Below are 22,672 nucleotides of genomic sequence, written 5' to 3'. Positions count from 1 at the left end.
GATATCCAGAAGCATCCGCCGGTAGAGCTCAGCGGCGTCCCCGGGAGAGAGGGGCGGCGTCAGCCGTGTCTTCACCCGGCCGGCCATGGGCCTTTTGGCGAATACCATCAGAGCTTTTGACATGGCTGAAGGCTCATGAACAGGGAGTTTGCAGCGAACAACGGCTAGCGTTATCCACAACTTCCAGGGTTTTCCACACAGTTATCCACAGGGAGGCGTCGACAGATGCTTTGGCGCGTGTTAACAAGGAACGTACGTGAGCACATGAACTACGCTCATGCCTTTCGCTTATCCCGCTCAATGGCGGCATAGGCGGAATGCTTGTGGATCGACTCGAAATTCTCCGCCTCCACCGAGAACCAGGTTATGGCCTCGTGGGCGGCCAGGACCAGGGTCGCCTCACGGACGATATCCTCCACGAATTTCGGGTTCTCGTAGGCCCGTTCTGTCACGAATTTCTCGTCGGCCCGCTTGAGGAGCGACCACACCGGGCTGGAGCCGCACCCCTCGATCAGGTCCACCAGGTCTTCGATCCAGACGAAGCCCGCATACCGGACCCGGACCGTAATATGGCTGCGCTGGTTATGGGCGCCGTAACGCGAGAGCTCCTTGCTGCACGGGCACAGGGAAGTGACCGGCACCTGGACCCCGAGCACGAAATCGAACGTTTCGCCCAAGGTTCCTGTGAAGGTGCAGGTATATTCCATGAGGCTCCTGGCTCCGGACACCGGGGCCCGCTTCTCGATAAAGTAGGGGAACTCGATCTCCAGATGGGCCGAGGATGCGCCGAGCTTTTTCTTCATCTCCTGGAGGATCGGCTCCATCTTGTCCAGGCCGATGTCCTCGCGGTAGACGTTGAGAATCTCGATGAAGCGGCTCATGTGGGTTCCCTTGAAGTGGTGGGGGAGATCCACGTACATGTTCACCCGGGCCACGGTCTGCTGGAACTTCCGGTTCTTGTCCATCACCACGATGGGATAGGAGATGTCCTTCACCCCCACCTTGCTGATGGGGATCTTGCGGGTGTCACGGCTGGTCTGCATATCAGGCATCGGGCCGGACGGGGCAGGGGCGTCGGGCATCAGGGATCGGGGATCTTCGGTTTTCTTCGTCCTCATGCAGTTTCCTTCCCGGCCCCGGTTCCCTGGTCCACGGTTGCGTAGTTCACCGGGTCCGCCACCCCTGCCTCGGCAAATCCCTTGAGCCGCAGGCGGCAGGAATCGCAGAGCCCGCAGGCAACTCCCGCGGGGGAGGGATCGTAGCATGAGTGGGTGAGCCCGTAGTCGACCCCCAGAGCGAGCCCCTTCCGGATGATCTCCGCCTTGGTGAGACTCATGAGGGGGGCATGGATACGGAAGCGGTCCGTCCCTTCCACCCCGGCCCGAGTCGCCAGATTGGCCATGGTTTCAAATGCGGAGATGTAGTCGGGGCGGCAATCGGGGTAGCCCGAATAATCCAGGGCATTGACACCGATGAATATGTCGAAGGCGCCGAGCACCTCGGCCCACCCCAGGGCGAAGGAAAGAAAAATGGTATTGCGGGCCGGCACGTAGGTTACCGGGATATCGTCCCCCACCCCCTCCTTGGGCACGGCAATATCGGCGGTCAGGGCGCTGCCGCCGACCTTGCGCAGGTCGAACTCCACCACCATGTGTTCCACGGCCCCTGCGGGCCGCGCATTCCTCTTGGCCAGCTCCAGCTCCACGCTGTGGCGCTGGCCATAGGAAAAACTCATGGCATGGGGCTCGAATCCCTCGGCCCGCGCAATGGCGAGACAGGTAGTGGAATCGAGGCCGCCACTGTAAAGGACAACGGCTTTTCTAGTCATGGGAATACCTCGCCGGACAGGGCGTTTCAGGGGTATGGGAGCCCTGGGCCATCGTACATCAGGAATGGACGAGGGACAAGGGTGAAGACGCTACAGAAACCAGCTCACCGATCCGCAGAGACGCTCCAGCACGCGCACATGCCAGCCGCGCTGCTCGTGCTCCTCAAGGACCACCCGGCGCGATCCGGCAAGGTCCTCGGCGAACATTTCCGCTACCTGGCTGCCGAACTCGTGGCTGGCAACGATGGCGTTCACCTCGTAGTTGCGGTGAAAGCTGCGCTGGTCGAGATTCGCCGACCCCACCACCCCCCAGGCGTCGTCGATGAGCATGACCTTGGCGTGAAGGACCGGACCCTGACGTTCGAATATCTCGATCCCTTCCCGCAGGAGCGGAGAGTAATAGCTGCGGCTCACGAGGCGCACGATGGGGACGTCGCTCTTGGCCGGGAGGATGATCTGGACCCTGACGCCCCGCCGGACGGCCCGCAGCAGCGACCGGACCACCCGGGGCCCCGGCACGAAGTAAGGATTCATGATCCGGATCGACTCGCCCGCGCCGGCCATGGCGATGCGGAAGGCGTTACGGATAAAGGAACGGGCATGGTAGGGGCCGTCGCTGATGACCATCACGTCGGCATCACCGGCCGCGGCCACGGGCGGGCGCTCCTGATGCCAGGCCGGAGAGGCGCTCCCCCTCTCGTCACGCCAGAACTCCCGGAAGAGCTGCGACAGATCCATGACCGCCGGCCCGTCGATCCGGATGCCCACATCCCTCCACCGTTCGCAGGGGAAGCCGAACCCCGAATACTCGTCGCCGATATTGACTCCGCCCGTGAATGCGGTTTCCCCGTCGATCACGGCCATCTTGCGGTGGTCCCGCTTGTCGAACCAGGCGATCCCCCGCCTGAAGGGAGGGGGATTGAAGGCGAGACAGCGAACCCCGCCCCGTTCCAGCCGGCGGAAGTAGGCGGAAGGAGTGTCAAAACAGCCGATGTAGTCGTAAATAAGGGAGACTTCCACCCCGCGTGCCGCAGCGGCCAGCAGCGCTTCGGCAAAGGCCGCGCCCGTGGCGTCGTCGCGCACGATGTAGAACTCGGCGTGGATGTGGTGGCGCGCCTCGGCAAGGGCCCCGAGCATGGCCGGGAAGAAATCGGCCCCCGACGTGAACAGCTTCACCCTGTTTCCCCGGGAATGGGCCGCCTCGGCATTCCTCCTGAAAACCCTCAGAAAACGGGGGGCGCGCGGGGTGCCCAAAATCATTTTGCGGCGAACGATGGACATGTTCCTTGCTCCTGCATCAAGGGTAACGCAGGCATGCCGGGGGAGCAAGGAAAGACGGGATGACGCAACAAAGGGGCGCGGAGTTTCCCCGCGCCCCTTGACAGCAGTCACCGGCGGCTTCGTCCGCCGTCCTCTCAATCCTCGTAGGCGACCACCCTGACGAGGCCGATGGTCTCGCCCTGGTCATCGGTGGTCGGCGAGTCGGAGACGGAAACGATCCGCTTCACGCCGTTTCCGGCTACGAATGCGTTGACCATGGCATCCAGGGCGGAAAGCTCCTGCATGGCCTTGAGGGGACGGAGCTCCATGCCAAACGTTTTGACCTTGTAACCCATGCCATCCTCCTTTACCAGCGATCCGCCGCAGGTCCGCTACTGGACGGACACCACTTCCTTCACTCCCGGCACCTTCTCCTTCAGGGTCCGCTCGATCCCCATCTTGAGGGTCATGGTGGACATGGGGCAGTGGCCACAGGCACCGACCAGCTTGACCTTCACCACGCCGTCATCGGTAACCTCAACCAGTTCCACGTCGCCGCCGTCCGCCTGGAGCGCGGGGCGGACCAGGTCGAGAACCTTCTTAACGTCTTCCAGCATTGTTGTCTCCTCCTTGGGTTGTGTTCTCTGCTTGATGGGCGGCTCCCGGCACGCCGGGGCTGGTGAGCGGGAATGGATCGAGGATCTCCGCCAGCCGCCCGGCCGACAGAAGCTGCCGGTCTTCCACGATCTGCCGGATGCTCCGGCCCGTGGCAGTCGATTCCTTGGCAACCTCAGCCGCCGCGGCATAGCCGATATAGGGCGCGAGCACCGTGGCAAGCCCCACCGACTGTTCCAGGTAGCCGAGACAGCGCTCCCGGTCTGCGGTGATGCCGGCGATGCAGGCGTCGGCCAGCCTGGGCACCGTATTCTTCAGTATCTCCAGGCTGAACAGGAGATTGAACGCGATCACCGGCATCATGACATTGAGCTCCAACTGCCCGGCCTGGGCGGCGAGCATGATCGTCGTGTCCGCGCCCATGACCTGAAAGGCGACCATGTCGGTCACCTCGGCCATGACCGGGTTGACCTTCCCCGGCATGATGGAAGAGCCCGGCTGGAGCGCCGGCAGCGCAATCTCGGCCAGCCCGGTCCGGGGGCCCGAGGAAAGGAGCCGCAGGTCGTTGGCGATGCGGGCCAGGTTGACGGCAAGCCCCTTGAGGGCGGAGGAGAGGGCCACGAAGGGGTCCATGTTCTGCATCCGCTCCACCAGGTTCGCGCCGCGCACGAGGGGAAAACCGGTTTCCCGGGCGAGCTCGGCCACCACCAGATCGATGTAGGCGGGCTCGGCGTTCATGCCGGTACCCGCCGCGGTGCCGCCGATACCCAGTTCCGCGAGCCCCGGCACTGCTCCCTCGACGGCGGCCAGGTTCTTCTCCAGTGCCAGGGCCCACGCCTCGAACTCCTGACCGAGGCGGATCGGTACCGCGTCCTGCAGGTGGGTCCGGCCGCTTTTGAGGATGTCGTCGAATTCGGCGGACTTTTTCCGAAGCGCGGCCACGAGCCCGGCCAGGGCCGGCCTGAGATCCTCCGCCAGCCGAAGGGCCGCCAAGCGCATGGCCGTGGGGAAGACGTCGTTGGTGGACTGGGCCATGTTCACGTGGTCGTTGGGATGGACAGGGGCATATCCGCCCCGTTCCTCCCCCAGCAGCTCATTGGCCCGGTTGGCGAGCACCTCGTTCACGTTCATGTTGTGGGAAGTGCCGGCGCCGGCTTGAAACGGGTCCACCACGAAGTGTGCATCAAAGGCGCCGGCCAGGCACTCGTCGGCCGCCCGGACGATAGCGTTCCCACACCGGACGTCGAGCCTCGCCGTGGCCATGTTGGCCTGGGCTGCGCACTTTTTGACCAGTACCGTCGCCCGGACGAGGGCCGGATGGGGCATCAGGCCGGAGATGGGAAAATTCTCCACGGCCCGGGCCGTCTGGGCGCCGTAGTAGGCGGCCGCCGGAACCCGTACCTCGCCGAGGGTATCCTTTTCGATCCGGAACGTCACCGTGCATGACGTTTCCCGGTCCCCGGCCGCCGGTTTTAAGGCATTGTGCTTTTCCATGATGATCCGCAGGTGCTCCGCCTCCTCGTCACGCAGGGTGCGCAGCATGCTCTTGCCCTGGGGGTCGGTGGTCTTCTCCATGAGCTCTTCGAAGTGGGCGATCCCCTTCTTCTCGATCGCCATGGCGATCTCCAGGGCCTGGCGATCGTCGGTGTCGAAGGCCACCTGCCTCTCGTCCGGGCCGGCCGGTTCGAGGGAGACGGTGGAACCGCCGTAGAAGACCCAGCGCCCTTCTTTGTGGAGGGACTGATACAGTTCGGAGAGCGTGAGGTAGTGCTGCTCCTCCGTGCGGGCAAGCCAGCGGAAGATCCGCTTCCCCTCGGGATTGAACGTCTTGTGCTCGGCCCGTGTATAGAAGTCGAAGGTCTCCTTCTCGATCTCCATGGCTCTCATGATGGCATCGAGCATTTCCTTGCCGTGATCGTTCATTGGGGTCCCTCGCTGAGTGGCAGTGTCAAGCCGAGCAGTTCATCGACGGTGCGGGAGAGATAGACCGAGCAGCCGAGTTCCGCCGGAAGCCGCAGATCGATATCGTAGCGGTCTCCCACGAAAAGGCACTCGGAGGGTTTCCGGCCGATGTCGGCAAACAGAGCGTCCAACGCCTGGAGGTCAGGCTTCGGACGCCAGTTGTCCTCAATGGTGACGACACGGCGGAAGAGCCCCGTCACGCCGATGGCATCCATGATTCGGCCGGAAAGGGCACGGTTGTTGTTGGTGTAGAGGTACAGCTCCCGGCTGGCGCCGAGGGTGCGCAGGAATTGCACCACCCGACTGTCGCGCCGCAGGTGGGGTTCCGGTGCCACCTCGGCGGCAAAGCGGCGATGGAGCTCCCTGAGGTCGCCGCCGAGTTCCCGGCAGGCATCGCTCAGGGAGGCCTCCCTGCCGAAGCGGGCGGTCAGTTCGCGCCTGACCCGCCGGACAATCTCACCCGCCTCTTCCGGACTCACACGGAGCAGGTCCGCCAGATAGCGGTCGGCGCAGGCTGCGATCTGCACTCCCAACGACTCGCTCTGGTAGAGAGTGCCGTCCAAATCGAACACGATGGCGTCGATGCCGGTCAGCATGGGATGGCTCTCCGGAAACTCAACGGCACGGGCCGCCGCAGGAAACAGTCTATCACCCGAACAGGGGCTGTCAAAGGAGCTTGCTCCAGTCGCGCATGCAGAGCAGGCGGGGATTCTCGACCCCCTTGGCCTGCACGAGGATCTTAAAGGTATCGCCCATTCCCCCCTCGGGCAGGACGAGCTTCTTCAGCACCAGCCGAATTTTAATCCGCTCCTCTTCGGTGGCGGCAGCCGCCTCCAGGGCCATGAGCTCCTCCATGAGACCCGTTGCCATGAGAAAACGGTACTGTTCGCCGAACCAGACCTTGCGCAGCCCCAGTTCCTCACCGCGCAGGATGAGCGTTGTGAAATCCACGTGGCTCGTGATGTCCTGATGGCCGACCCACTGGTACGGGTCTTCCTGGATCGTGTGGCGGAAGTAGCAGAGAAGGGTTCCGTTCTGGCGCATGGGGCCGTAAAGCTCGGGCGAGAGGAAACCGTAATCCACGGTCAGCACGAAGCCCCGCTCCAGGCAACGGGCGACCCCCTCCAGCCACCGGCATGCGTTGAGGTTGATCTCGGCCCGTTGCCCCGGCTGGAGATTGACGTCGATCCGCCGGAAATAGTCCGCCAAGTCGGGCGTCGAAGGAAGGTCGAGCTGTTCGGCGAAGCCGTCGCCGGCGGCGGTGACGAAGACCTCCCGCAATCCGGCAGGGGTCATCTCCACCACGTGGGTCGGGAAGGAATCGATGAGTTCGTTGGAGTAGAGGCAACCGGTGAACCTGAGGGTACCCCCCATCAACTCGGCCGGATCGTTCCACCCTACCCGGCCGAGGTGCTCGGCCAGCACCTGCCGCTGGGCTGCGGCCAGGGACGGCTCCGCCTCCACGAGCCGCAGAGTGAGGCAGGCGTAGAGTTCCGGGTTCAGCTCCCGGACGGCGTCCAGCACATCCGCCGCCAGACGGCCGTGGCCGGCGCCGGCCTCCACCAGGGTGAAGGGCGCCGGGCATCCCATGACCTCCCACATCCGGCAGACCTCCCGGCCGATGAGCCGGCCGAAGACCCGATGGACGTTGATGCTGGTGTAGAAATCCCCCTCGGCGCCCACCTTGCGGCCCGGGGACGTGTAGTAGCCAAGGCCCGGCTCATACAGGCACGCGGCCATGAAGTCGGCAACGGTGATACGCCCGCCCCGTTCCTTGATCCGGTCGTGAATGATGCCGCGCAGCCTGGAATCGTCGATCTGTTCCACAAGCCCTCCCCAAAAATACGATTGTATAGTGTAAGGGCCGCTGTTTGTCAATCACAGGTACGCTCTTGCTCTAAACGAAGGACAGTGATACAAACAATCTGTGTGTGAACCCGCAACACCCCGTGCCTGTGCCCGCCGCCAACCGGCGGCCCCGGCACAACCCGTCACGGCCCCATGCGGCGTGGCGGGATGGTTCGGCGCCTGACGGCCATGGCCGGAACACCGGCCACAATGGGCATTCTGCTCCTTGCGAAGCCGGCTTGAAATGATATGGTACCTGTGACCCGAACTCCATCAGCAGGGTCAAAACAACAACTGATCATCCCCACACATGACCAGCTCCGACCTCGTATCGCGAAGCGCCCGCTTCGCCCTGGTGATGCTGCTTCTCGCCGCGCTCGTCCTGACGAGCCGCGTCAACTATCTTCTATTTCATACGCTTACCGAAATCGTCACCGTGGTCGCGGGATGCGGCATCTTCATGGTTGCCTGGCACGCCCGGCGGCAGATCGATAACCACTGCATCCTGCTCATCGGCGTCTCTCACCTGTTCGTGGCGATCATTACCCTGTTCCACGCCCTGAGTTACCCGAGAATGGGGATCTTCCCCGGCGCGGGCATGAACCTCCCCACCCAGCTCTGGATCGGCTCGCGGCTGCTCCAGGGAACGTCGCTGGCGCTTGCACCGCTGTTCGTCAGAAAGCGGCTCAGTCCCGCCGCGGCCGTTACCGCCTACGCGGCCGTGACGTCCTTCATCCTGCTGTCGATCCTGCACTGGGACATCTTCCCCACCTGCTTCTCGGACGATGTGGGGCTCACCCCGGTCAAAAAGGGAGCCGAGTTCCTGGCCGGCATCTTCATCCTCGCTGCCCTGACAGGCTTGCTGACCAAGCGCCGGCACTTCGACTCCCGGGTGTTCCGGATGCTTTCGCTCTCCCTGGTCTTCCTTGCGACAAGCGGCTTCGTTTTTGCCCTCAACACCGGCATCTCCACCCTCATCGGCATGACGGGGCATCTCCTGACGCTCGGCGGCTTCGTGCTCATCTACCGCGCCATGGTGGAAACGGGGCTGGAGCGCCCCTACGATCTGCTGTTCCGAGACCTGAAAGAAAGCGAGAAGCGCTACCGCAGCCTCTACCACAAGACCCCGGTCATGCTCCACTCCATTGACCGGGAAGGGAAAATCGTCAATGTGAGCGATTTCTGGCTGGAAACCCTCGGCTACCGGCGCGACGAGGTGCTGGGCAGGCTTTCCGCCGACTTCATGACCGACGAATCACGGGCGTACGTGCTCGGCACGGTCGTGCCGGAATTTCTCCGGTCCGGATGTACCAGGGATATCCCGCTCCACCTGCTGACCAGCAGCGGGAAGGTCATCGACGTCCTTCTTTCGTCTGAGTCTGAACGGGACGATGAGGGAAAAATCGTGCGATCCCTGTCGGTCATGACCGACGTGACGGAGCAGCGGAGTGCGGCCCGGCAGATCGAACGGCTCAACGAAAGCCTCGCCTCCCGGGCCATGGACCTGGAAGTGGCCAACGGCGACCTGGAGGCGTTCAACTACAGCGTCTCGCACGACCTGAGATCCCACCTGACCGTGATCCGGGGATTCAGCGACGTTCTGCTCGAAGTCTGCGCGGACAAACTCGACGACGAATGCCGCAGCTACGTGCGTCACATCGGGGAGGAGACGGGGCGCATGAACGGTCTCATCGGCACCCTGCTCGACTTCTCCCGCGTGGCGCGCGTGGAGTTGGAACGGGTGCCGGTCAGTCTGAGCACGCTGGCCGAGGAGATCGCCCTGGAACTCAGGATGAAGGACCAGGAGCGCATAGCAGAGTTCACCATTGCCGAGAACGCCGACGTGACCGCCGACCCGGGGCTCATGAGGGTCGTGATGGAGAATCTGCTGGGCAATGCCTGGAAATACACGGGCAAACGGGAACGGGCCGTGATCGAATTCGGCAAGGAAGAGGTGGAGGGGAAAACCGTGTTTTTCGTCCGGGACAACGGAGCGGGGTTCTCGTCACAACAGGCCGACAAGCTCTTTCTTCCCTTCCAGCGCCTCCACGGCCGGAGCGAATTCCCGGGACACGGCATCGGCCTCGCAACGGTCCACCGGATCGTCTCCCGCCATGGCGGCACAATCTGGGCCCAGGGGGAAGAGGGTAACGGGGCAGTATTCTATTTTACGCTGTAATGCGGCAGTCAGTCGCGGATGGCGCCAGAGTGCGAATGCGCTCCTCACTCCTCTGCCCCGGCACGCCATCCCGGAGCGCCCGGAGGTCCAGGCACCTCTCCTCCCGTAGCAGTTCCTCGCATCCCTCAGCGGTAAGCGGCCTGCTGAAATAGTATCCCTGCACTTCCTCGCAGCCGTGCCGGCAAAGGAAATCAACCTGCTCAAGGGACTCGACCCCTTCGCCGACGGTCTTCATGCCGAGGCCGTGGGCCATGGTGATGATGGTCCGCACCAGGATAGCGTCGTCCGGATCGCTCGCTATGTCGCGGATGAACGATTGATCGATCTTCAGGTTCGTAATCGGGAACCGCTTGAGATATCCCAGGGACGAATAGCCGGTGCCGAAATCGTCCACGGCGATGTCGATCCCCATGTCTGCCAGGGAACGGAGGATCGACACGGACTGCTCGGCCCGCTCCATGAGGAGGCTTTCGGTCAGCTCCAGCTCCAGCCAGCGGGGATCGAGGCCCGTTTCGGCCAGGACGTCGGCGACCATCTGGATGAGATTTTCCTGGCGGAACTGCCGGGCCGAAAGGTTCACCGCCATCCTCAGTGGCGGGAGCCCCGCCTCCTGCCACGCCTTGTTCTGGGCGCAGGCGGTGCGCAGGACCCACTCGCCGATGGGCACGATGAGCCCCGTTTCCTCGGCCAGGGGGATGAACCTGGCCGGCGACACGAGCCCCATCTCCGGGTGGTTCCACCGCACCAGTGCCTCCACGCCGCTGATCCTTCCGGTCCGCAGATCGACCCGGGGCTGGTAGTAGAGCAGAAACTCCTGTTGCCGGATCGCCCGATGAAGGCTCGTCTCCAGGGCCATCCGCTCGAAGACCCGCGTGTTCATCTCCTCTGAATAGAACTGGTAGTTGTTTTTCCCCTGCTCCTTGGCATGATACATGGCGGCATCGGCATTCTTGAGCAGCGCGTCCACCGTGTCGCCGTCGGAGGGGAAGAGGGCGATGCCGATGCTGGCCGTGATGTAGAGCTCGTGCCCCATGAGCAGGAACGGCGTGGAAAAGAGGCCGATCAGCTTCTTGGCCACCGTGGTCACATCATGCATTTCCTTCACGTTGGGAAGGATGAGGATGTATTCGTCCCCTCCCAGCCGCGAAACCGTGTCCCCGCCGCGCACGCAGTTGCGCAGACGGTTGGCCACGGCCTTGAGCAGCATGTCCCCCACCGTGTGCCCCAGGGTATCGTTGATCTTCTTGAAGTTGTCGAGATCCAGGAACATGACGCCGATGGGATTGCGACGGCGGGAGGATTCCAGGGCGAGCGCCTGCCCCAGGCGGTCCTGCAGGAGATTGCGGTTGGGAAGGCCGGTCAGGGGGTCGTGGTTGGCCTGGTAGACCAGTTGTTCCTCGTAGCGCCGCTGGTCGCTGATATCGTTCATGATGCCGATGTAGTTGGTGACCGCGCCATCACGGTCGCGCACCGGCGCCACGTAGAGCTCGTTCATGAACTGGCTGCCGTCCTTGCGGTAGTTGCGCAGGACAAAGTAGCCTTCCCTGCGCTCCTCCAGGGCCATGGCCAGCTTCCTGAGCTCCACCTGGTCCCGGTCGTTCCCCCTGAGAAAGCGCGGGTTCTTCCCAAGGACCTCGTGCCCGGCATAGCCGGTCATCCGCTCGAAGGCGGGGTTCACGTAAATAATCAGGTTCTCGCCATTGACCGCGTCGGTGATGGTGATACCGTTCACGCTCGACTCGATGGCCCGTTTGAAGACGAGGAGATTCTGCTCGTCCCGCTTGCGGGCGGTGATGTCGCGGACAATGCCGATCACGGCCCGGCGACCTTCAAAAACGATCCGGCTGACAGAGAGGTCGGCAACGAAGCGGCTGCCGTCCCGGCGGATCCCTTCCAGTTCATAGGCGAGCTGGCGCGTGCCCTGGCCGCCGGATGCCTGCGCCGCGAACCGGAAATAGCCCCCGTCGGCCGACAGCAGGCAGTCGATGGCCATGCCGGCGGCCTCGGCGTCCCGGTAGCCGAACATCCGCTCGGCGGCCGGATTGAGGGAGCGGATCATCCCGTCTTCCCCGAAGGTTATCACCCCGTCCACCATCTGGCGGAGGAGCACCTCCTCCCGGAAGACGGCCGCAACGGCCGTGCGGCGCAGGGGGCGCACGATGAAGGCCCACAGGAACGGCGCGCCGAACGTGACGAGCCCCAGGCTGTCGATGAATGCCTCCACGAACTCGACTTCGCGCCCGGTGACATGGGGCAGAACCGCCATGAGCAGCATTTCGATCAGAAACATGATCAAAAGAAGCACGATGAACTGCCACACCGGTGAAGGAAGGCGGTGGTGGAGTGCGGAGATTTTTGTGAAATCCATGCGGAGCTCCGCTGAGAGGGGATAGCCCGCCCGGTCTGCGCAAAAACGGGACAAGTGACACTACTCATACGTATCGGCATCCGTTGCGCAAACTTTACCGTCTTCCGTCATCGATGCCCGTCAGCCGTCGGAGGAAGCGTAGCGGGCGGCCACGGCGGCGGCAGTGCGGGCCACCTCGGCCCGCAAGTCGGGAGGAGAGAGGACCTCGGCATGGGCACCGTAGGAGAGGATCCAGGCGATGATCTCCATGCGGCCGCCGGCGGTGAAGGAGAGGACGCAGGCGCCGTCGGGCTCCATGCGGACCTCCTGGGTGGGGTGCCAGATCCGGCTGCGGACCGTATGGGCAAGTTCGGGCGAAAAGCGGATCGCCACGGGCAGGGGTTCCTCCTCAACGATCCCGAAGGCATCCCGCAGCCGCTCGGCCGGCCGGTAGTCATCGGGGATCTCGAACCGCTCGCGGGTCACCTCGACGGAGGTGATCCGCTCGGCGGCAAACGTGCGCAGCGCCCGCCGGTTGTGGGCGTAACCGACCAGGTAGAGCCCTCCCTTGTAGAAGACCAGGGTATAGGGGTCCACCTCGTACAGGGCGGACCGCCCCTGCCCCTTGGCCTGGTAGGCGAGCCGCACCCGGTACTGGTAGATGAGGGCATCGCGCAGGCTGCGCAGCCCATCCCCCACCCGCGAATAGTCGCGCCGTCCCTGCAGAAGCGGCACGGACACCTCGGCAATCCGCTCCATGTGGGCTGCGTAGCGTGGGGGAAGGACCGAGCTCACCTTGCGGAAGACCGCATCCAGGTCCTCCCGGAAGGGGGTGCCGTCCAGAAAGTGGAGCTGGGTGCGGAAAAACGAGAGCGCCACCAGTTCCTGAAGGGTGAAGGTAATGGGGGGAACGTCCCGGAAGCGAGTGATGAAGCGGTAGACCTTGCGCCCCTCCTCCCAGTCGGAGACCAGGGGATATCCCGCCTCGTGGATGGCGGCCAGGTCCCGGTGGATGGTGCGGCGGTCCACGCCGGTTTCCTCGGTCATTTCGGCAATGGTCACGCCGTGCCGCGCCTCGATGAGGCGGATGAGGTCATGGACCCGGGCTGCCTGGGAGTACTTCTTCGCCGGTTTTCCCTTTTTCATGGGGCACCTCCTGGGAAAGGGATGATAGCCCGGAACAGAAGGCGGGGAAAGCGGAAAAGGGGTCTCCGGCCAGCGGGGTGATGGCGGCGAGGCTGAGCGGATTGGAGAAAACGTTCCAGGCGGCCGTCAACGGCATGGAGAGATACGGCGCCTAGTATGATTGGCATATTTTCATTGAAATCTACATATCAGGCCACGCATAATGACTGCGCTGCCCCTTCCGGCCCCCCACGGACCGTTCGGGGCGAGGCATGATATGCATTTGCACGGACAGCCGGCAATGCTATAGTACATGCAAATAAACGGATTTAGCAAACTCAACAACGACAAACGTATGCGCGGCACTATCGTTTCCCTCATCGCCCTTGCGGCCGGAGTCATCCTGTCACTGCTTCTCGGCTGGTTCGCCGTGGGAAACTACCGGAGCGCCCGCCCCATTGCCGAAGGGAATCTCCGGGGGCTCGCCCTTTCGCTCACGTCGGCGCTGGAATCGATTGCGGCCCGCGACTCGTCCCTGACTTCGCTGGCCGCCTTTCGCGCCCGGGACATCGCCTATGTCTCGGTCATCGACCGCAACGGCACCATCGTCTTTCACTCCAATGCCGACCTGGTCGGATCGCGGGTGACGGATCAACGGTACGAGACGGTTCTCGGCGGACGGGGCCTGGCGGAAAACCGCATCAGGCTCGGCACGGGCGAAGAGGTGTACGAATATCACTCTCCCCTCCACCTCCCCGGCCGGACCCTGGCCCTGCGCCTGGCACTTCACCCCTGGCGGGCCGATGCGGTGATCCATCGGGCCAGGGTCGGCATGGTGGTGCTGTTTTCGCTGCTGGCGGCGGCCTGGACAATGGGGGTGCTCCTCTATCGCCACGCCCGCCAGGCCCAGGAGCACCGGCTGGAAATGATCCGCCGGGAGCGGCTTGCGCAACTGGGGGAAATGGGGGCGGTACTCGCCCACGAGGTGCGCAACCCCCTGTCCGGAATCAAGGGCTATGCCCAACTGCTCATGGAGCGGAGCAACAACGATGAAAACCGGGAATTCTCCGCACTGATCGTCACCGAGGCGATCCGGCTCGAATCGCTCGTCAACGACCTTCTTGCCTACGCCCGGCCCGAGCCCGGGCCAGAAGGGCCGCTCCAGGTAAACGCGGTGATTGACCATGTGCTGGCACTGGTGGACCCCGAAGCGCGGGCCGCCGGCGTCACCATCGCGGCATCCCTTGCCGCGGGGCTGGCCACCAGAGGAAACGAGGCGCGGCTGGAGCAACTCATCCTCAATCTGGCAAAGAACGGCATTCAGGCCATGCCGGACGGGGGAACGCTCACCGTTGTCTCCCGGCGCGAAGGGAAAACGGTGGAGATCAGCGTGGCAGACCACGGCCACGGCATTGCCCCCCATGACCGGGAGCGGATCTTCACCCCGTTCTTCACCACAAAGGCCCGGGGCAGCGGCCTGGGGCTGGCCGTCTGCCGCAAGATAGCCGAAGCACACGGGGGGAGCATCAGCGTAGCGGACAATCCCGGCGGCGGCAGCGTTTTCCGGGTAACACTCCCCCTTCACCGATGAGAGGCAGACCGCACCCATGACGACACGCATACTCATAGCCGAAGATGACAGCACCTTCCGGGGATTTCTCAGGACAGTCCTCAAGGGGGAGGGATACGACATCCGGGAGGCCGCTGGCGGGGAAGAGGCCTTGGCCCTGCTGCGCCGCGAATCCTTCGATCTGGTCCTCTCCGACCTGCGGATGCCCGGCATCGGAGGGCTGGAACTCCTCCGGGCGAGCCGCGAGGACCCCTATCCCCCGGCGTTCGTCATCCTGACGGCCTTCGGCACCATCGAGGAAGCAGTGGCCGCGGTGAAAGAGGGAGCAGCGGATTTCCTCACCAAGCCCCTGAAGGACCCGGACACCCTGCGGGTTCTCGTGGGACGGGTCCTGTCCGGGAAGAGCCGCGAGCGGGAATACCTGGCCCTCAAGGAAACCGAAACGGCGGGACTCCCGCCGGAGGATCTCATCTTCGCCGGCGAGGCCATGGCCCCGGTACGGCGACTCGTGGGAGAGGTCGCCCCCACCGGCACCACCGTGCTGATAAGCGGGGAAAGCGGCACCGGCAAGGAGCTCATCGCCCGGGCCGTGCATCTCCTGTCACCCCGACACGGGGCCGGCTTCGTGGCGGTGAACTGTGCGGCAATCCCCGACCCCCTGCTCGAAAGCGAGCTGTTCGGCCACGAGCGGGGGGCCTTTACCGGCGCGGTCCAGGCCCGGCGGGGAAAATTCGAACTGGCCCAGGGGGGAACTCTCTTTCTGGACGAAATCGGGGAACTCCCTCTCCCCCTTCAGGCGAAGCTCCTGCGGGTCCTCCAGGAGCGGGCCTTCGAGCGGGTGGGAGGAAACCGGGAAATCCGGGCGGACGTGCGGGTAGTGGCTGCCACCAACCGGGATCTGGCCGTTGAAATCCGCGAACGGCGCTTCAGGGAAGACCTCTTCTATCGCCTGAACGTATTCCCCGTCGCGCTCCCCCCATTGCGGGAGCGCCGCGACGCCCTGCCGCACCTGGTGAACTGGTTCATCCGTCGTTTTTCGGGCATGACCGGCAAAAAAATCCGGGGCATCGAGCCCGATGCCATGGCGGCCCTCAAGCGCTACCCCTGGCCCGGCAACATCCGCGAACTCCAGAACGCCATCGAACGGGGAGTGATCCTCGCCCGGCACGCCCTGACCCTCGACGACCTCCCGGATACCTTCAGGGCACCCCTTCCCGCCGGACAGGAGGGGGAAGGAGTTCTCAAGGGGGTGGAGCGGGAGGCAATCCTGGCCGCCCTCAAAAGCTGCGGCAACAATCGGCGACTGGCCGCCGAAAAGCTCGGCATCTCCCGGCGCACCCTCCAGTACCGCCTTCGGGAGTACGGGTTGGTGGGGGATGATCGGGACGGTGCAAATTAGTCGTGAACACGTGCACATTCTGCACCAAAGCAACCCGAAAACACCAGGGGCACTACGCAAAAACATCAACCATTTCAGTATACTGCAACAGGCACCAATCCCTGGCATGGTGCGTGGAACAGAGATCGGCAGCGATTGTCGATCCCGCATCGACACCACTAACCACACAGGGAGGAAAAAGAAATGACCGGAAAAGTACTTGCAGTGGCAGTGATGGTGGCAGCAGGAGCCCTTGCCCTCGGCGGCGAGGCCATGGCCCGGGGCGGTAAGGGCCCCATGGCCGGCCAGGGGACCGGAGACCGGCTCCAGCTCCGCGACGGAAGCTGTCTCAGCAGCACGGCAACGGCGGCGTCCGCCGCAACCTCGTCCCGCCAGCAGCTCCGTGACGGCAGCGGAACCGGCACCGCTCGCCAGGGCGTCGGGACGGGAGCCATGAGGCGCCTCGGCCCCGGCGACGGCACCGGCAACGTCACCCCGCCCCAGGACGGCATGGGCTACGGCTCGTCCTATACCGGCAGGACCGCCCAGTAGTCGACTCATCAACAGGCAAGGAACCACCATGAACAGAGGCCGCTCGACCCTCATCCTCACGATTCTTGTCCTCCTGGCCCTTTTCCATGCGGGAAACGCCACGGCAGGCTGGGGATTCGGCTTCGGCTGGGGATGGGAGAAGAGCGGCCTCGACCTTGATGAAGGCTACGACCTCAACACGGTCGTCACGGTGACGGGCACCATCGCCTCCGTCGAGCCGGGCGGCAACGGCACGCATATGCTCGTAACGATCAAGGAGGGGGAAGACACCGTTGTCCTGGCGCTCGGTCCGCGCTGGTACTGGAATGAAAACGGCTTCCCCCTGAAACCGGGCGATCGGCTTACAGCCCGTGGAGCCAAGGCCATCGGCAAGGACGGCACCATCTACCTCCTGACCCAGAAGGTCGGCAACAGTTCAACCGGCGGGGAAACCGTCATCCGGAGCGATGCGGGGCGCCCCTTCTGGTCCGGAAGCGGCCGTGGCAACACGACCCGCCCGACCTCTCCGGTGAGACGTGGAGGGGGGCGACACGGGAGATGAAGCGGATGAATGGAACAACAGCGGCTATGTTGTGGCGCGGAAGGCTCATTCTTTCGCTTTTTGTCGCGTGCGCCCTGCTTTGCATCAGCCGTCCGGCAGCCCTGGCCGCCGAACGGCGGGACGCTCCCGTCGAGGGACGACGGGGCGCCGTGGGGCTGGGGGTCGACTTCGCGACAGGCGACTACGGCAGCGGCACCAGCACCGATTTCATCGCCGTGCCCCTCATCGTGGACCTCTACCCCACCGAACGGCTGGACCTGGAACTGATTATCCCCTGGGTGTACCAGACCAATGGCGACAATGCCTACGGAACGGTCATGCCCTACCGGCAGGGGTATGCCCGCGGCGCCGCCACGGCAACGGGCACCCGGTTCCAGGCGGGGGCCGGCGGCAGCTCCGGCTCAACGGCAGGCGGATCAGCGGGCTCGGCCAGCGGCCTCGGCGACATCACCCTCACGGCCGGCTACATCATCATTCCCGAGGGAACGGTGGTGCCCCGGGTACGCCCACTCATCTACCTGAAGCTCCCCACCGCCGACGAGAACAAAGGGCTCGGTACCGGTAAATTCGACGCGGGCGGAGGCCTCGCGCTGGACAAGTGGCTCGGAGACTGGCGCCCCTTCGGCGAGGCGGTCTGGATCGTCCAGGGCTCCTCCGATCTCTACGCCACCAAGGATTACCTCAGCTACGAGGCCGGTCTCGGCAGGCAGTTCACGCCATCTCTGTATGCTGCGATCCTCGGTCGTGGCGCAACGGCCCCGGCAGAGGATTCCGACGCGCCATTCGAGGGGCGTCTCAAGGGGGTCTACGCCGTTGGTTCCATGGCCCTTGAAGGCTATGTGGCGGCGGGGCTGTCCGACGCCAGCCCCGATTTCGCCGCAGGACTGACGGTTTTCTATGACTTTTGACAGGCAGGGAGCAGCAGTCCGGTCGTCTTGCGCAACCGCCGTGCTGCTCTATACTTAACCCTGTCAATTCATTTCACGTTCAGGAGGAACTCGAATGAAAACCCGGAATCTCGCATGGGGAATGGCCCTCACCCTGGTGGCGGGCGTCGCCTGGGGGAAAGAGGATGTCATGAAACGTGCGCAGGGGCTCTTCAAGCCGATCCCTGCCAAACCGCCGGTCATGAAGGACAATCCGGCCAGTCCGGCCAGGGTCGAACTGGGGCGGATGCTGTTCTTCGATCCGCGGCTTTCGGCATCGCACATCATCAGTTGCAACACCTGCCACAACGTGGGCCTGGGCGGCACCGACCTCCTGGAAACCTCCATCGGCCACGGCTGGCAGAAGGGACCACGCAACTCCCCCACCGTGCTCAATGCCGTCTACAACATCGCCCAGTTCTGGGACGGCCGGGCCGAGGACTTGGCTGCCCAGGCCAAGGGGCCGGTCCAGGCATCGGTGGAGATGAACAACAAACCCGAAAACCTGGTCGCCACCCTCAAGAGCATTCCCGGCTACCCGCCCCTGTTCCGCAAGGCCTTCCCGGGGCAGGGCGATCCGGTCACCTTCGACAACGTGGCCAAGGCCATCGAGGTCTTCGAAGCAACCCTCATCACCCCCGACGCCCCCTTCGACAAGTACCTGAAGGGCAACCGCAAGGCCATCAGCACCACGGCGGAACAGGGACTCGCCCTCTTCCTGGACAAGGGGTGCGCAGCCTGCCACAGTGGCGTCAACATGGGCGGAACCGGCTACTTCCCCTTCGGTGTCCGTGAAGACCCGGGGCCGGAGGTGCGGCCCGTGGACGACACCGGCCGTTTCAAGGTGACCAGCACGGCCGCGGACAAATACGTATTCCGCTCGCCGAGCCTGCGCAACGTGGCCATCACCATGCCCTACTTCCATTCGGGCAAGGTCTGGAAGCTGAAAGACGCCGTCAAGATCATGGGAAGCGCCCAGCTCGGCACCACCATCACCGATACGGAAGCCGAGAAGATCGTCACCTTCCTCGACACCCTCACCGGCGCGCAACCGAAGATCATGCACCCGGTCCTGCCTCCCAACTCGGACGATACCCCCAGGCCGGTCAGCAACTGACAGCGTTATGCCCGGCAACGAAAAAAGGCTTCGCGGAAAACCCGCGAAGCCTTTTGATGTTGAATGGTGCCCAGAGACGGAATCGAACCGCCGACACGAGGATTTTCAGTCCTCTGCTCTACCAGCTGAGCTATCTGGGCGAAAAGAGCTTTAGGTTATAAACCGAAGCGGGAATTGTGTCAACCCTTTTTTCGCGCGTGCCCGGAACCGGCAGGGGTGTTCAGCCGGACACCGGGGCTCAGGCGCGGGAGATGAACCGGCAGTCACGGGTGTCGACCTTGATCTTCTCGCCAACCTCAAGATAGGGAGGGACCTGGAGAGTGAGGCCTGTTTCGAGAGTGGCCTCCTTGGTCTGGGCGGTGGCGGTGGCATTCTTGATGACCGGCGGGGTGTCGGTGATGGTCAACTCCACCACCTGGGGCGGATCAACGCTGACGAGCCGCTCCTGGAAGAGGCCGAGGACCACCTCGGTGCCGTCGAGAAGGTAGGGCTGGATCACCTGGAAGGACTCGGCGCCCATCTCGAACTGCTCGTAGGTCTCCAGGTCCATAAAGACGCCATGGTCGCCGTCGGTGTAGAGAAATTGCCCCTTGTGGCGCTCGAATTCGGCCTCTTCCACCTTGTCGCCGGAGCGGAAGGTCTTGTCGAGCACCTGGCCGGTCAGGAGGTTGCGGTGGCGGGTCTTGACCATGGTGCTGGCACCCCGGGCGGACGGGGATTGGAAGTGGACGTCGAGGATGAGGCACGGGGCGTTGTCGAGTTTGATGACGAGGCCGCGCTTAAAATCGGATGCGGTAAGCATGGTGTCGTTCTCCCTGGGTAAAAAATCTCGCTATTCTTACCAGAAAAATGCTACAAAGACAACCGTATGAACGGGGTATGAGGCCCCGCGGAGAGCCCATGAAGATCGACACCGACCACATCAAGCTCGACAGTTTTCTCAAGGCGGCGAACCTGGTTGCCAGCGGCGGCGAAGCCAAGATCCTCATCGCAGAGGGTGCCGTGCGGGTGAACGGCGAGACGGAACTGCGCCGCGGCCGCAAACTTCGCCCGGGAGACCGGGTGGAGATGGCGGGCGAGTGCGTCATCATCGAGTAGCCAAGGAGCGGCTGTGGACCGTGAGACCGTAAGCTGCCCCGCGTGCGGGTTCAGCAGGGAGATGCCGGCCGGGACCATCCCCGGCGGCGCCCGGGTCACCTGTCCCCGGTGCAGGGATACGTTCATGTTCGCCCGAGGCACTGCTGCCGGAACCGACCCGGTTCCGGCGATCGCGTCTCCGCTGGGTCCGGAAGCAGCCGTTGCCGCCCCGGCGGCCCCGTCGACTGCGCGCCCCCGGACCCTTCGCTTCAGCTTCACCGGCACGGCCAGGGAATACTTCGGCATCTGGATCGTCAACACCCTTCTCAAGATCCTCACCCTGGGGGTCTATTCGGCCTGGGCCAAGGTCCACAAGCGCCGCTACCTCTATGGCAACACCATGCTCCACGGCGCGCCCTTCGACTACCTGGCCAATCCCCGGGCCCTGTTCCGGGGCTGGCTCATCGGGGTGCTGGCCTTTCTGCTCTATACCCTGGGGACCAATTACAGCCCCACCCTCTCCTTCGCCGTCGGCGCCCTGTTCTTCGCGGCCGTGCCGTGGCTCGTGGTCCGCTCGCGCCTCTTCAACCTCCGCAACACGAGTTACCGCAACCTGCGCTTCACCTTCCGGGCCGACTACCGCCAGGCCTACCTGGTCTACGGTCTCCTCTCCCTGCTGGTGCCGCTGACCCTGGGGCTCCTCTATCCCTACGCGGCCTACCGGCGGAAACGGTTCCTCGTGGAAAACTCCGGCTACGGTACGACCTCATTTTCCTTCACCACCACGACCAGGGATTTTTACCTCCTCTACCTCAAGGCCGTGGCCGGCTTTGTCGCGATCGTGACAGTGGCGGTCCCGCTTCTGTTCCTGGCCGGGGGGGCGTTCCTGTCTGCGGACACGGGGGGCCCCTGGCGACTGGCAATCGTGCTGCCGGCGTTCCTCATTCCCCTGGCCTACCTCTATTTCGCCATCTATGTCAGCACCAACGAGACGAACCTCACCTGGAACGGCACGCAGGTGGCAGGCGCCCGTTTCACCTGCTCGCTCCGGGCCCGTCACATGGCATGGCTCTATCTCTCCAATGCCGTGGCCATCTTCCTGACCATGGGGCTCATGATCCCGTGGGCCACGGTGAGGGTCCTCCGCTACCGGATGGAGAGCCTGACCGTCCTTGCAACCGGAGATCTGCAGGAGTTTGCCGCGGCACCGGCCGAGGAGGTGGCGGCCACCGGCGAGGAGATCGGCGACATCTTCGGTATCGACGTGGCCCTATGAGTGAAGCACGCGGTCTGTTCTACGACGGGATCAGTTCAGCCCAAACCGCGGTAACGCTGGTTGTGGAGAGCAAGAACCTGCGGGTGCGGGGAGAGGGAGTGGAGCGGACCTGCTCCATCCACGAGGTGACGGTTTCACCCCGGCTGGCAACGGTCCGCCGTTCCATCCGCTTCCCCGACGGCGCCCTCTGCGAGCTCTCCGACGAACGGTTCGCGGACGGCCTTCTCCGCCGCCAGGAAAGGGGACGAAGCTCGGCAGCGCTCCACCGGTGGGAGAAAAGCCTGCCCCGCGCCCTCGCGGCCCTCGTCCTGACCGTCGCGGTCATCGCGGCTTTCGTGACGTATGGCATTCCCGCCCTGGCACGAAAGGCGGCCTTCGCCATCCCGCCGTCCACCGAAGAATCCCTGGGGCGGGAAGGGCTTGCACTCCTGGACCGGATGGTGTTCACCCCCCCTCAGCTTCCGGACGCGCGCCGTCGGGAGCTGACCCGCCTCTTCGCCCGCATGACCCGCGAGCTGTCCTACGCGGGAGGATACCGGATCGAATTCCGGCGGAGCGACCGGCTCGGCGCCAATGCCCTGGCGCTGCCGTCGGGGATCATCGTGGTGACCGACGGCTTGGTGACGCTGGCAAAAAACGACGACGAAATCGTTGCGGTCCTGGCCCACGAGATGGGGCACGTGCGCAACCGCCACGCCCTGCGCCATATCCTCCAGAATTCCGCCACCGGGCTTCTGCTGGCAACCATCACCGGCGACATCACCTCGGTGACATCCCTGTCGGCAGGGCTCCCCACGGCTCTGGTCGACGCCCGGTTCTCCCGCGGGTTCGAGGTGGAGGCCGACGACGCGGCGGTCGAATATCTCCGCGGCAAAAGGATACCGCTTTCCCGGTACGCAGATGTCCTGGCCCGGCTCGAACGGGATCACCAGCGCAGGGCCGGGGAAGGAGAGGACCGGAAGAAAGAGCGCTCGCTCAGCGACTACTTCTCCACCCATCCGGCCACCGACGAACGAATCAGGCGCTTCATGGCGAACGGCGGCGGAGCAGACGCTCCCAGGGGTCGTTGAC

At 64.1% G+C, this 22,672-nt stretch carries 21 protein-coding genes, 1 tRNA gene and 1 pseudogene; 10 read left to right on the top strand and 13 right to left on the bottom strand.

The genetic code is table 11. From position 1 onward, the window contains the following. Nucleotides 1-275 precede the first annotated feature (275 nt). The 9 genes and pseudogenes from folE2 to AC6CDK_RS07610 form a co-directional block, all read right to left on the bottom strand. Nucleotides 276-1,052 (bottom strand): GTP cyclohydrolase FolE2, encoded by a 777-nt coding sequence (gene folE2, locus AC6CDK_RS07650; protein WP_192904993.1) that lies wholly within the window; start codon nucleotides 1,050-1,052, stop codon nucleotides 276-278. Between the two features lie 62 nt (nucleotides 1,053-1,114). Further along, the gene (gene queC, locus AC6CDK_RS07645) at nucleotides 1,115-1,828 is read right to left on the bottom strand and encodes a 7-cyano-7-deazaguanine synthase QueC (RefSeq protein WP_039642693.1); all 714 of its coding nucleotides are present in this window, start codon (nucleotides 1,826-1,828) and stop codon (nucleotides 1,115-1,117) included. Between the two features lie 90 nt (nucleotides 1,829-1,918). Further along, nucleotides 1,919-3,109: a phospholipase D-like domain-containing protein gene (locus tag AC6CDK_RS07640; protein ID WP_039642691.1), complete on the bottom strand. Its 1,191-nt coding sequence runs from the start codon at nucleotides 3,107-3,109 to the stop codon at nucleotides 1,919-1,921. Between the two features lie 134 nt (nucleotides 3,110-3,243). Beyond that, a complete protein-coding gene (locus AC6CDK_RS07635) occupies nucleotides 3,244-3,444 on the bottom strand; it encodes a hypothetical protein (RefSeq protein WP_192904915.1) in 201 nt (66 codons plus the stop codon). A 36-nt stretch (nucleotides 3,445-3,480) separates the two neighbouring features. Then, complete coding sequence (locus AC6CDK_RS07630; protein ID WP_039642688.1) at nucleotides 3,481-3,705, bottom strand: NifU family protein; 225 nt, start codon at nucleotides 3,703-3,705, stop codon at nucleotides 3,481-3,483. Continuing rightward, complete coding sequence (locus AC6CDK_RS07625; RefSeq protein WP_039648055.1) at nucleotides 3,689-5,140, bottom strand: aspartate ammonia-lyase; 1,452 nt, start codon at nucleotides 5,138-5,140, stop codon at nucleotides 3,689-3,691. Before AC6CDK_RS07625 ends, AC6CDK_RS07630 begins: the two co-directional genes overlap by 17 nt. Before the next feature lie 120 nt (nucleotides 5,141-5,260). Next, nucleotides 5,261-5,581 (bottom strand): annotated as a pseudogene (locus tag AC6CDK_RS07620) (ferritin family protein); the annotation flags it as partial. Nucleotides 5,582-5,622: 41 nt separating this feature from the next. Continuing rightward, on the bottom strand, nucleotides 5,623-6,261 hold the full coding sequence (locus AC6CDK_RS07615) for an HAD family hydrolase (protein ID WP_039642686.1): 639 nt from the start codon (nucleotides 6,259-6,261) through the stop codon (nucleotides 5,623-5,625). Between the two features lie 70 nt (nucleotides 6,262-6,331). Continuing rightward, nucleotides 6,332-7,492 carry a class I SAM-dependent methyltransferase gene (locus AC6CDK_RS07610; protein WP_192904916.1) on the bottom strand — a complete coding sequence of 387 codons (1,161 nt, stop codon included), beginning with the start codon at nucleotides 7,490-7,492 and terminating at the stop codon, nucleotides 6,332-6,334. A gap of 331 nt (nucleotides 7,493-7,823) precedes the next feature. On the opposite strand from AC6CDK_RS07610, the gene AC6CDK_RS07605 reads away from it, so the two are divergent. Further along, nucleotides 7,824-9,692, top strand: coding sequence for an MASE3 domain-containing protein (locus AC6CDK_RS07605; protein ID WP_039642682.1), 1,869 nt, complete (start codon nucleotides 7,824-7,826; stop codon nucleotides 9,690-9,692). Here AC6CDK_RS07605 and AC6CDK_RS07600 read toward each other — a convergent pair. Then, complete coding sequence (locus AC6CDK_RS07600; RefSeq protein WP_192904917.1) at nucleotides 9,682-12,060, bottom strand: putative bifunctional diguanylate cyclase/phosphodiesterase; 2,379 nt, start codon at nucleotides 12,058-12,060, stop codon at nucleotides 9,682-9,684. The genes AC6CDK_RS07605 and AC6CDK_RS07600 overlap by 11 nt on opposite strands. A 120-nt stretch (nucleotides 12,061-12,180) precedes the next feature. Continuing rightward, entirely contained in the window at nucleotides 12,181-13,185 is a 1,005-nt protein-coding gene (locus AC6CDK_RS07595) for a helix-turn-helix transcriptional regulator (RefSeq protein ID WP_192904918.1), read from the bottom strand. Between the two features lie 334 nt (nucleotides 13,186-13,519). Here AC6CDK_RS07595 and AC6CDK_RS07590 point away from each other — a divergent pair, with 334 nt between their 5' ends. From AC6CDK_RS07590 to AC6CDK_RS07565, 6 genes are all read left to right on the top strand, one after another. Next, nucleotides 13,520-14,755, top strand: coding sequence for a two-component system sensor histidine kinase NtrB (locus AC6CDK_RS07590; RefSeq protein ID WP_192904919.1), 1,236 nt, complete (start codon nucleotides 13,520-13,522; stop codon nucleotides 14,753-14,755). A gap of 16 nt (nucleotides 14,756-14,771) precedes the next feature. Then, entirely contained in the window at nucleotides 14,772-16,133 is a 1,362-nt protein-coding gene (locus AC6CDK_RS07585) for a sigma-54-dependent transcriptional regulator (protein ID WP_192904920.1), read from the top strand. A 183-nt stretch (nucleotides 16,134-16,316) separates the two neighbouring features. Then, the gene (locus tag AC6CDK_RS07580; RefSeq protein ID WP_039642673.1) at nucleotides 16,317-16,664 is read left to right on the top strand and encodes a hypothetical protein; all 348 of its coding nucleotides are present in this window, start codon (nucleotides 16,317-16,319) and stop codon (nucleotides 16,662-16,664) included. A 28-nt stretch (nucleotides 16,665-16,692) separates the two neighbouring features. After that, entirely contained in the window at nucleotides 16,693-17,205 is a 513-nt protein-coding gene (locus AC6CDK_RS07575; protein ID WP_039642671.1) for a MamS/MamX family magnetosome protein, read from the top strand. A gap of 5 nt (nucleotides 17,206-17,210) precedes the next feature. After that, entirely contained in the window at nucleotides 17,211-18,113 is a 903-nt protein-coding gene (locus tag AC6CDK_RS07570) for a transporter (RefSeq protein ID WP_226048138.1), read from the top strand. Nucleotides 18,114-18,207: 94 nt separating this feature from the next. Continuing rightward, nucleotides 18,208-19,248 (top strand): cytochrome-c peroxidase, encoded by a 1,041-nt coding sequence (locus AC6CDK_RS07565; protein WP_066356870.1) that lies wholly within the window; start codon nucleotides 18,208-18,210, stop codon nucleotides 19,246-19,248. Between the two features lie 64 nt (nucleotides 19,249-19,312). Here AC6CDK_RS07565 and AC6CDK_RS07560 read toward each other — a convergent pair. Beyond that, a tRNA-Phe gene (locus tag AC6CDK_RS07560) sits at nucleotides 19,313-19,388 on the bottom strand. A gap of 98 nt (nucleotides 19,389-19,486) precedes the next feature. Next, nucleotides 19,487-20,050 carry an elongation factor P gene (locus AC6CDK_RS07555; RefSeq protein ID WP_039642666.1) on the bottom strand — a complete coding sequence of 188 codons (564 nt, stop codon included), beginning with the start codon at nucleotides 20,048-20,050 and terminating at the stop codon, nucleotides 19,487-19,489. 98 nt (nucleotides 20,051-20,148) lie between these two features. Here AC6CDK_RS07555 and AC6CDK_RS07550 point away from each other — a divergent pair, with 98 nt between their 5' ends. From AC6CDK_RS07550 to AC6CDK_RS07540, 3 genes are read left to right on the top strand one after another with little or no spacing between them, the layout of a single operon-like run. Continuing rightward, the gene (locus AC6CDK_RS07550) at nucleotides 20,149-20,346 is read left to right on the top strand and encodes an RNA-binding S4 domain-containing protein (protein WP_039642664.1); all 198 of its coding nucleotides are present in this window, start codon (nucleotides 20,149-20,151) and stop codon (nucleotides 20,344-20,346) included. A 13-nt stretch (nucleotides 20,347-20,359) separates the two neighbouring features. Then, a complete protein-coding gene (locus AC6CDK_RS07545) occupies nucleotides 20,360-21,601 on the top strand; it encodes a DUF898 family protein (protein ID WP_192904921.1) in 1,242 nt (413 codons plus the stop codon). Further along, nucleotides 21,598-22,671, top strand: a complete 1,074-nt coding sequence (locus tag AC6CDK_RS07540) for a M48 family metallopeptidase (RefSeq protein WP_192904922.1) — start codon at nucleotides 21,598-21,600, stop codon at nucleotides 22,669-22,671. Before AC6CDK_RS07545 ends, AC6CDK_RS07540 begins: the two co-directional genes overlap by 4 nt. The last annotated feature ends 1 nt before the right edge of the window (nucleotide 22,672 follow it).

The sequence above is a fragment of the Geobacter sp. PheSNFMC genome, assembly GCF_059620965.1.
Note: the sequence above shows the minus strand (reverse complement) of the source record. Positions and strands in the feature narration are given on the sequence as shown.

What these genes read in the sequence shown, in the direction of transcription:
- AC6CDK_RS07580 (WP_039642673.1), top strand. Translation starts at nt 16,317, where the DNA reads ATGACCGGAAAAGTACTTGCAGTGGCAGTGATGGTGGCAGCAGGAGCC.
- AC6CDK_RS07585 (WP_192904920.1), top strand. Translation starts at nt 14,772, where the DNA reads ATGACGACACGCATACTCATAGCCGAAGATGACAGCACCTTCCGGGGA.
- AC6CDK_RS07635 (WP_192904915.1), bottom strand. Translation starts at nt 3,444, where the DNA reads ATGGGTTACAAGGTCAAAACGTTTGGCATGGAGCTCCGTCCCCTCAAG.
- AC6CDK_RS07575 (WP_039642671.1), top strand. Translation starts at nt 16,693, where the DNA reads ATGAACAGAGGCCGCTCGACCCTCATCCTCACGATTCTTGTCCTCCTG.
- queC (WP_039642693.1), bottom strand. Translation starts at nt 1,828, where the DNA reads ATGACTAGAAAAGCCGTTGTCCTTTACAGTGGCGGCCTCGATTCCACT.
- AC6CDK_RS07640 (WP_039642691.1), bottom strand. Translation starts at nt 3,109, where the DNA reads ATGTCCATCGTTCGCCGCAAAATGATTTTGGGCACCCCGCGCGCCCCC.
- AC6CDK_RS07565 (WP_066356870.1), top strand. Translation starts at nt 18,208, where the DNA reads ATGAAAACCCGGAATCTCGCATGGGGAATGGCCCTCACCCTGGTGGCG.
- AC6CDK_RS07540 (WP_192904922.1), top strand. Translation starts at nt 21,598, where the DNA reads ATGAGTGAAGCACGCGGTCTGTTCTACGACGGGATCAGTTCAGCCCAA.
- folE2 (WP_192904993.1), bottom strand. Translation starts at nt 1,052, where the DNA reads ATGCCTGATATGCAGACCAGCCGTGACACCCGCAAGATCCCCATCAGC.
- AC6CDK_RS07630 (WP_039642688.1), bottom strand. Translation starts at nt 3,705, where the DNA reads ATGCTGGAAGACGTTAAGAAGGTTCTCGACCTGGTCCGCCCCGCGCTC.
- AC6CDK_RS07605 (WP_039642682.1), top strand. Translation starts at nt 7,824, where the DNA reads ATGACCAGCTCCGACCTCGTATCGCGAAGCGCCCGCTTCGCCCTGGTG.
- AC6CDK_RS07595 (WP_192904918.1), bottom strand. Translation starts at nt 13,185, where the DNA reads ATGAAAAAGGGAAAACCGGCGAAGAAGTACTCCCAGGCAGCCCGGGTC.
- AC6CDK_RS07600 (WP_192904917.1), bottom strand. Translation starts at nt 12,060, where the DNA reads ATGGATTTCACAAAAATCTCCGCACTCCACCACCGCCTTCCTTCACCG.
- AC6CDK_RS07615 (WP_039642686.1), bottom strand. Translation starts at nt 6,261, where the DNA reads ATGCTGACCGGCATCGACGCCATCGTGTTCGATTTGGACGGCACTCTC.
- AC6CDK_RS07570 (WP_226048138.1), top strand. Translation starts at nt 17,211, where the DNA reads ATGAATGGAACAACAGCGGCTATGTTGTGGCGCGGAAGGCTCATTCTT.
- AC6CDK_RS07550 (WP_039642664.1), top strand. Translation starts at nt 20,149, where the DNA reads ATGAAGATCGACACCGACCACATCAAGCTCGACAGTTTTCTCAAGGCG.
- AC6CDK_RS07590 (WP_192904919.1), top strand. Translation starts at nt 13,520, where the DNA reads ATGCGCGGCACTATCGTTTCCCTCATCGCCCTTGCGGCCGGAGTCATC.
- AC6CDK_RS07555 (WP_039642666.1), bottom strand. Translation starts at nt 20,050, where the DNA reads ATGCTTACCGCATCCGATTTTAAGCGCGGCCTCGTCATCAAACTCGAC.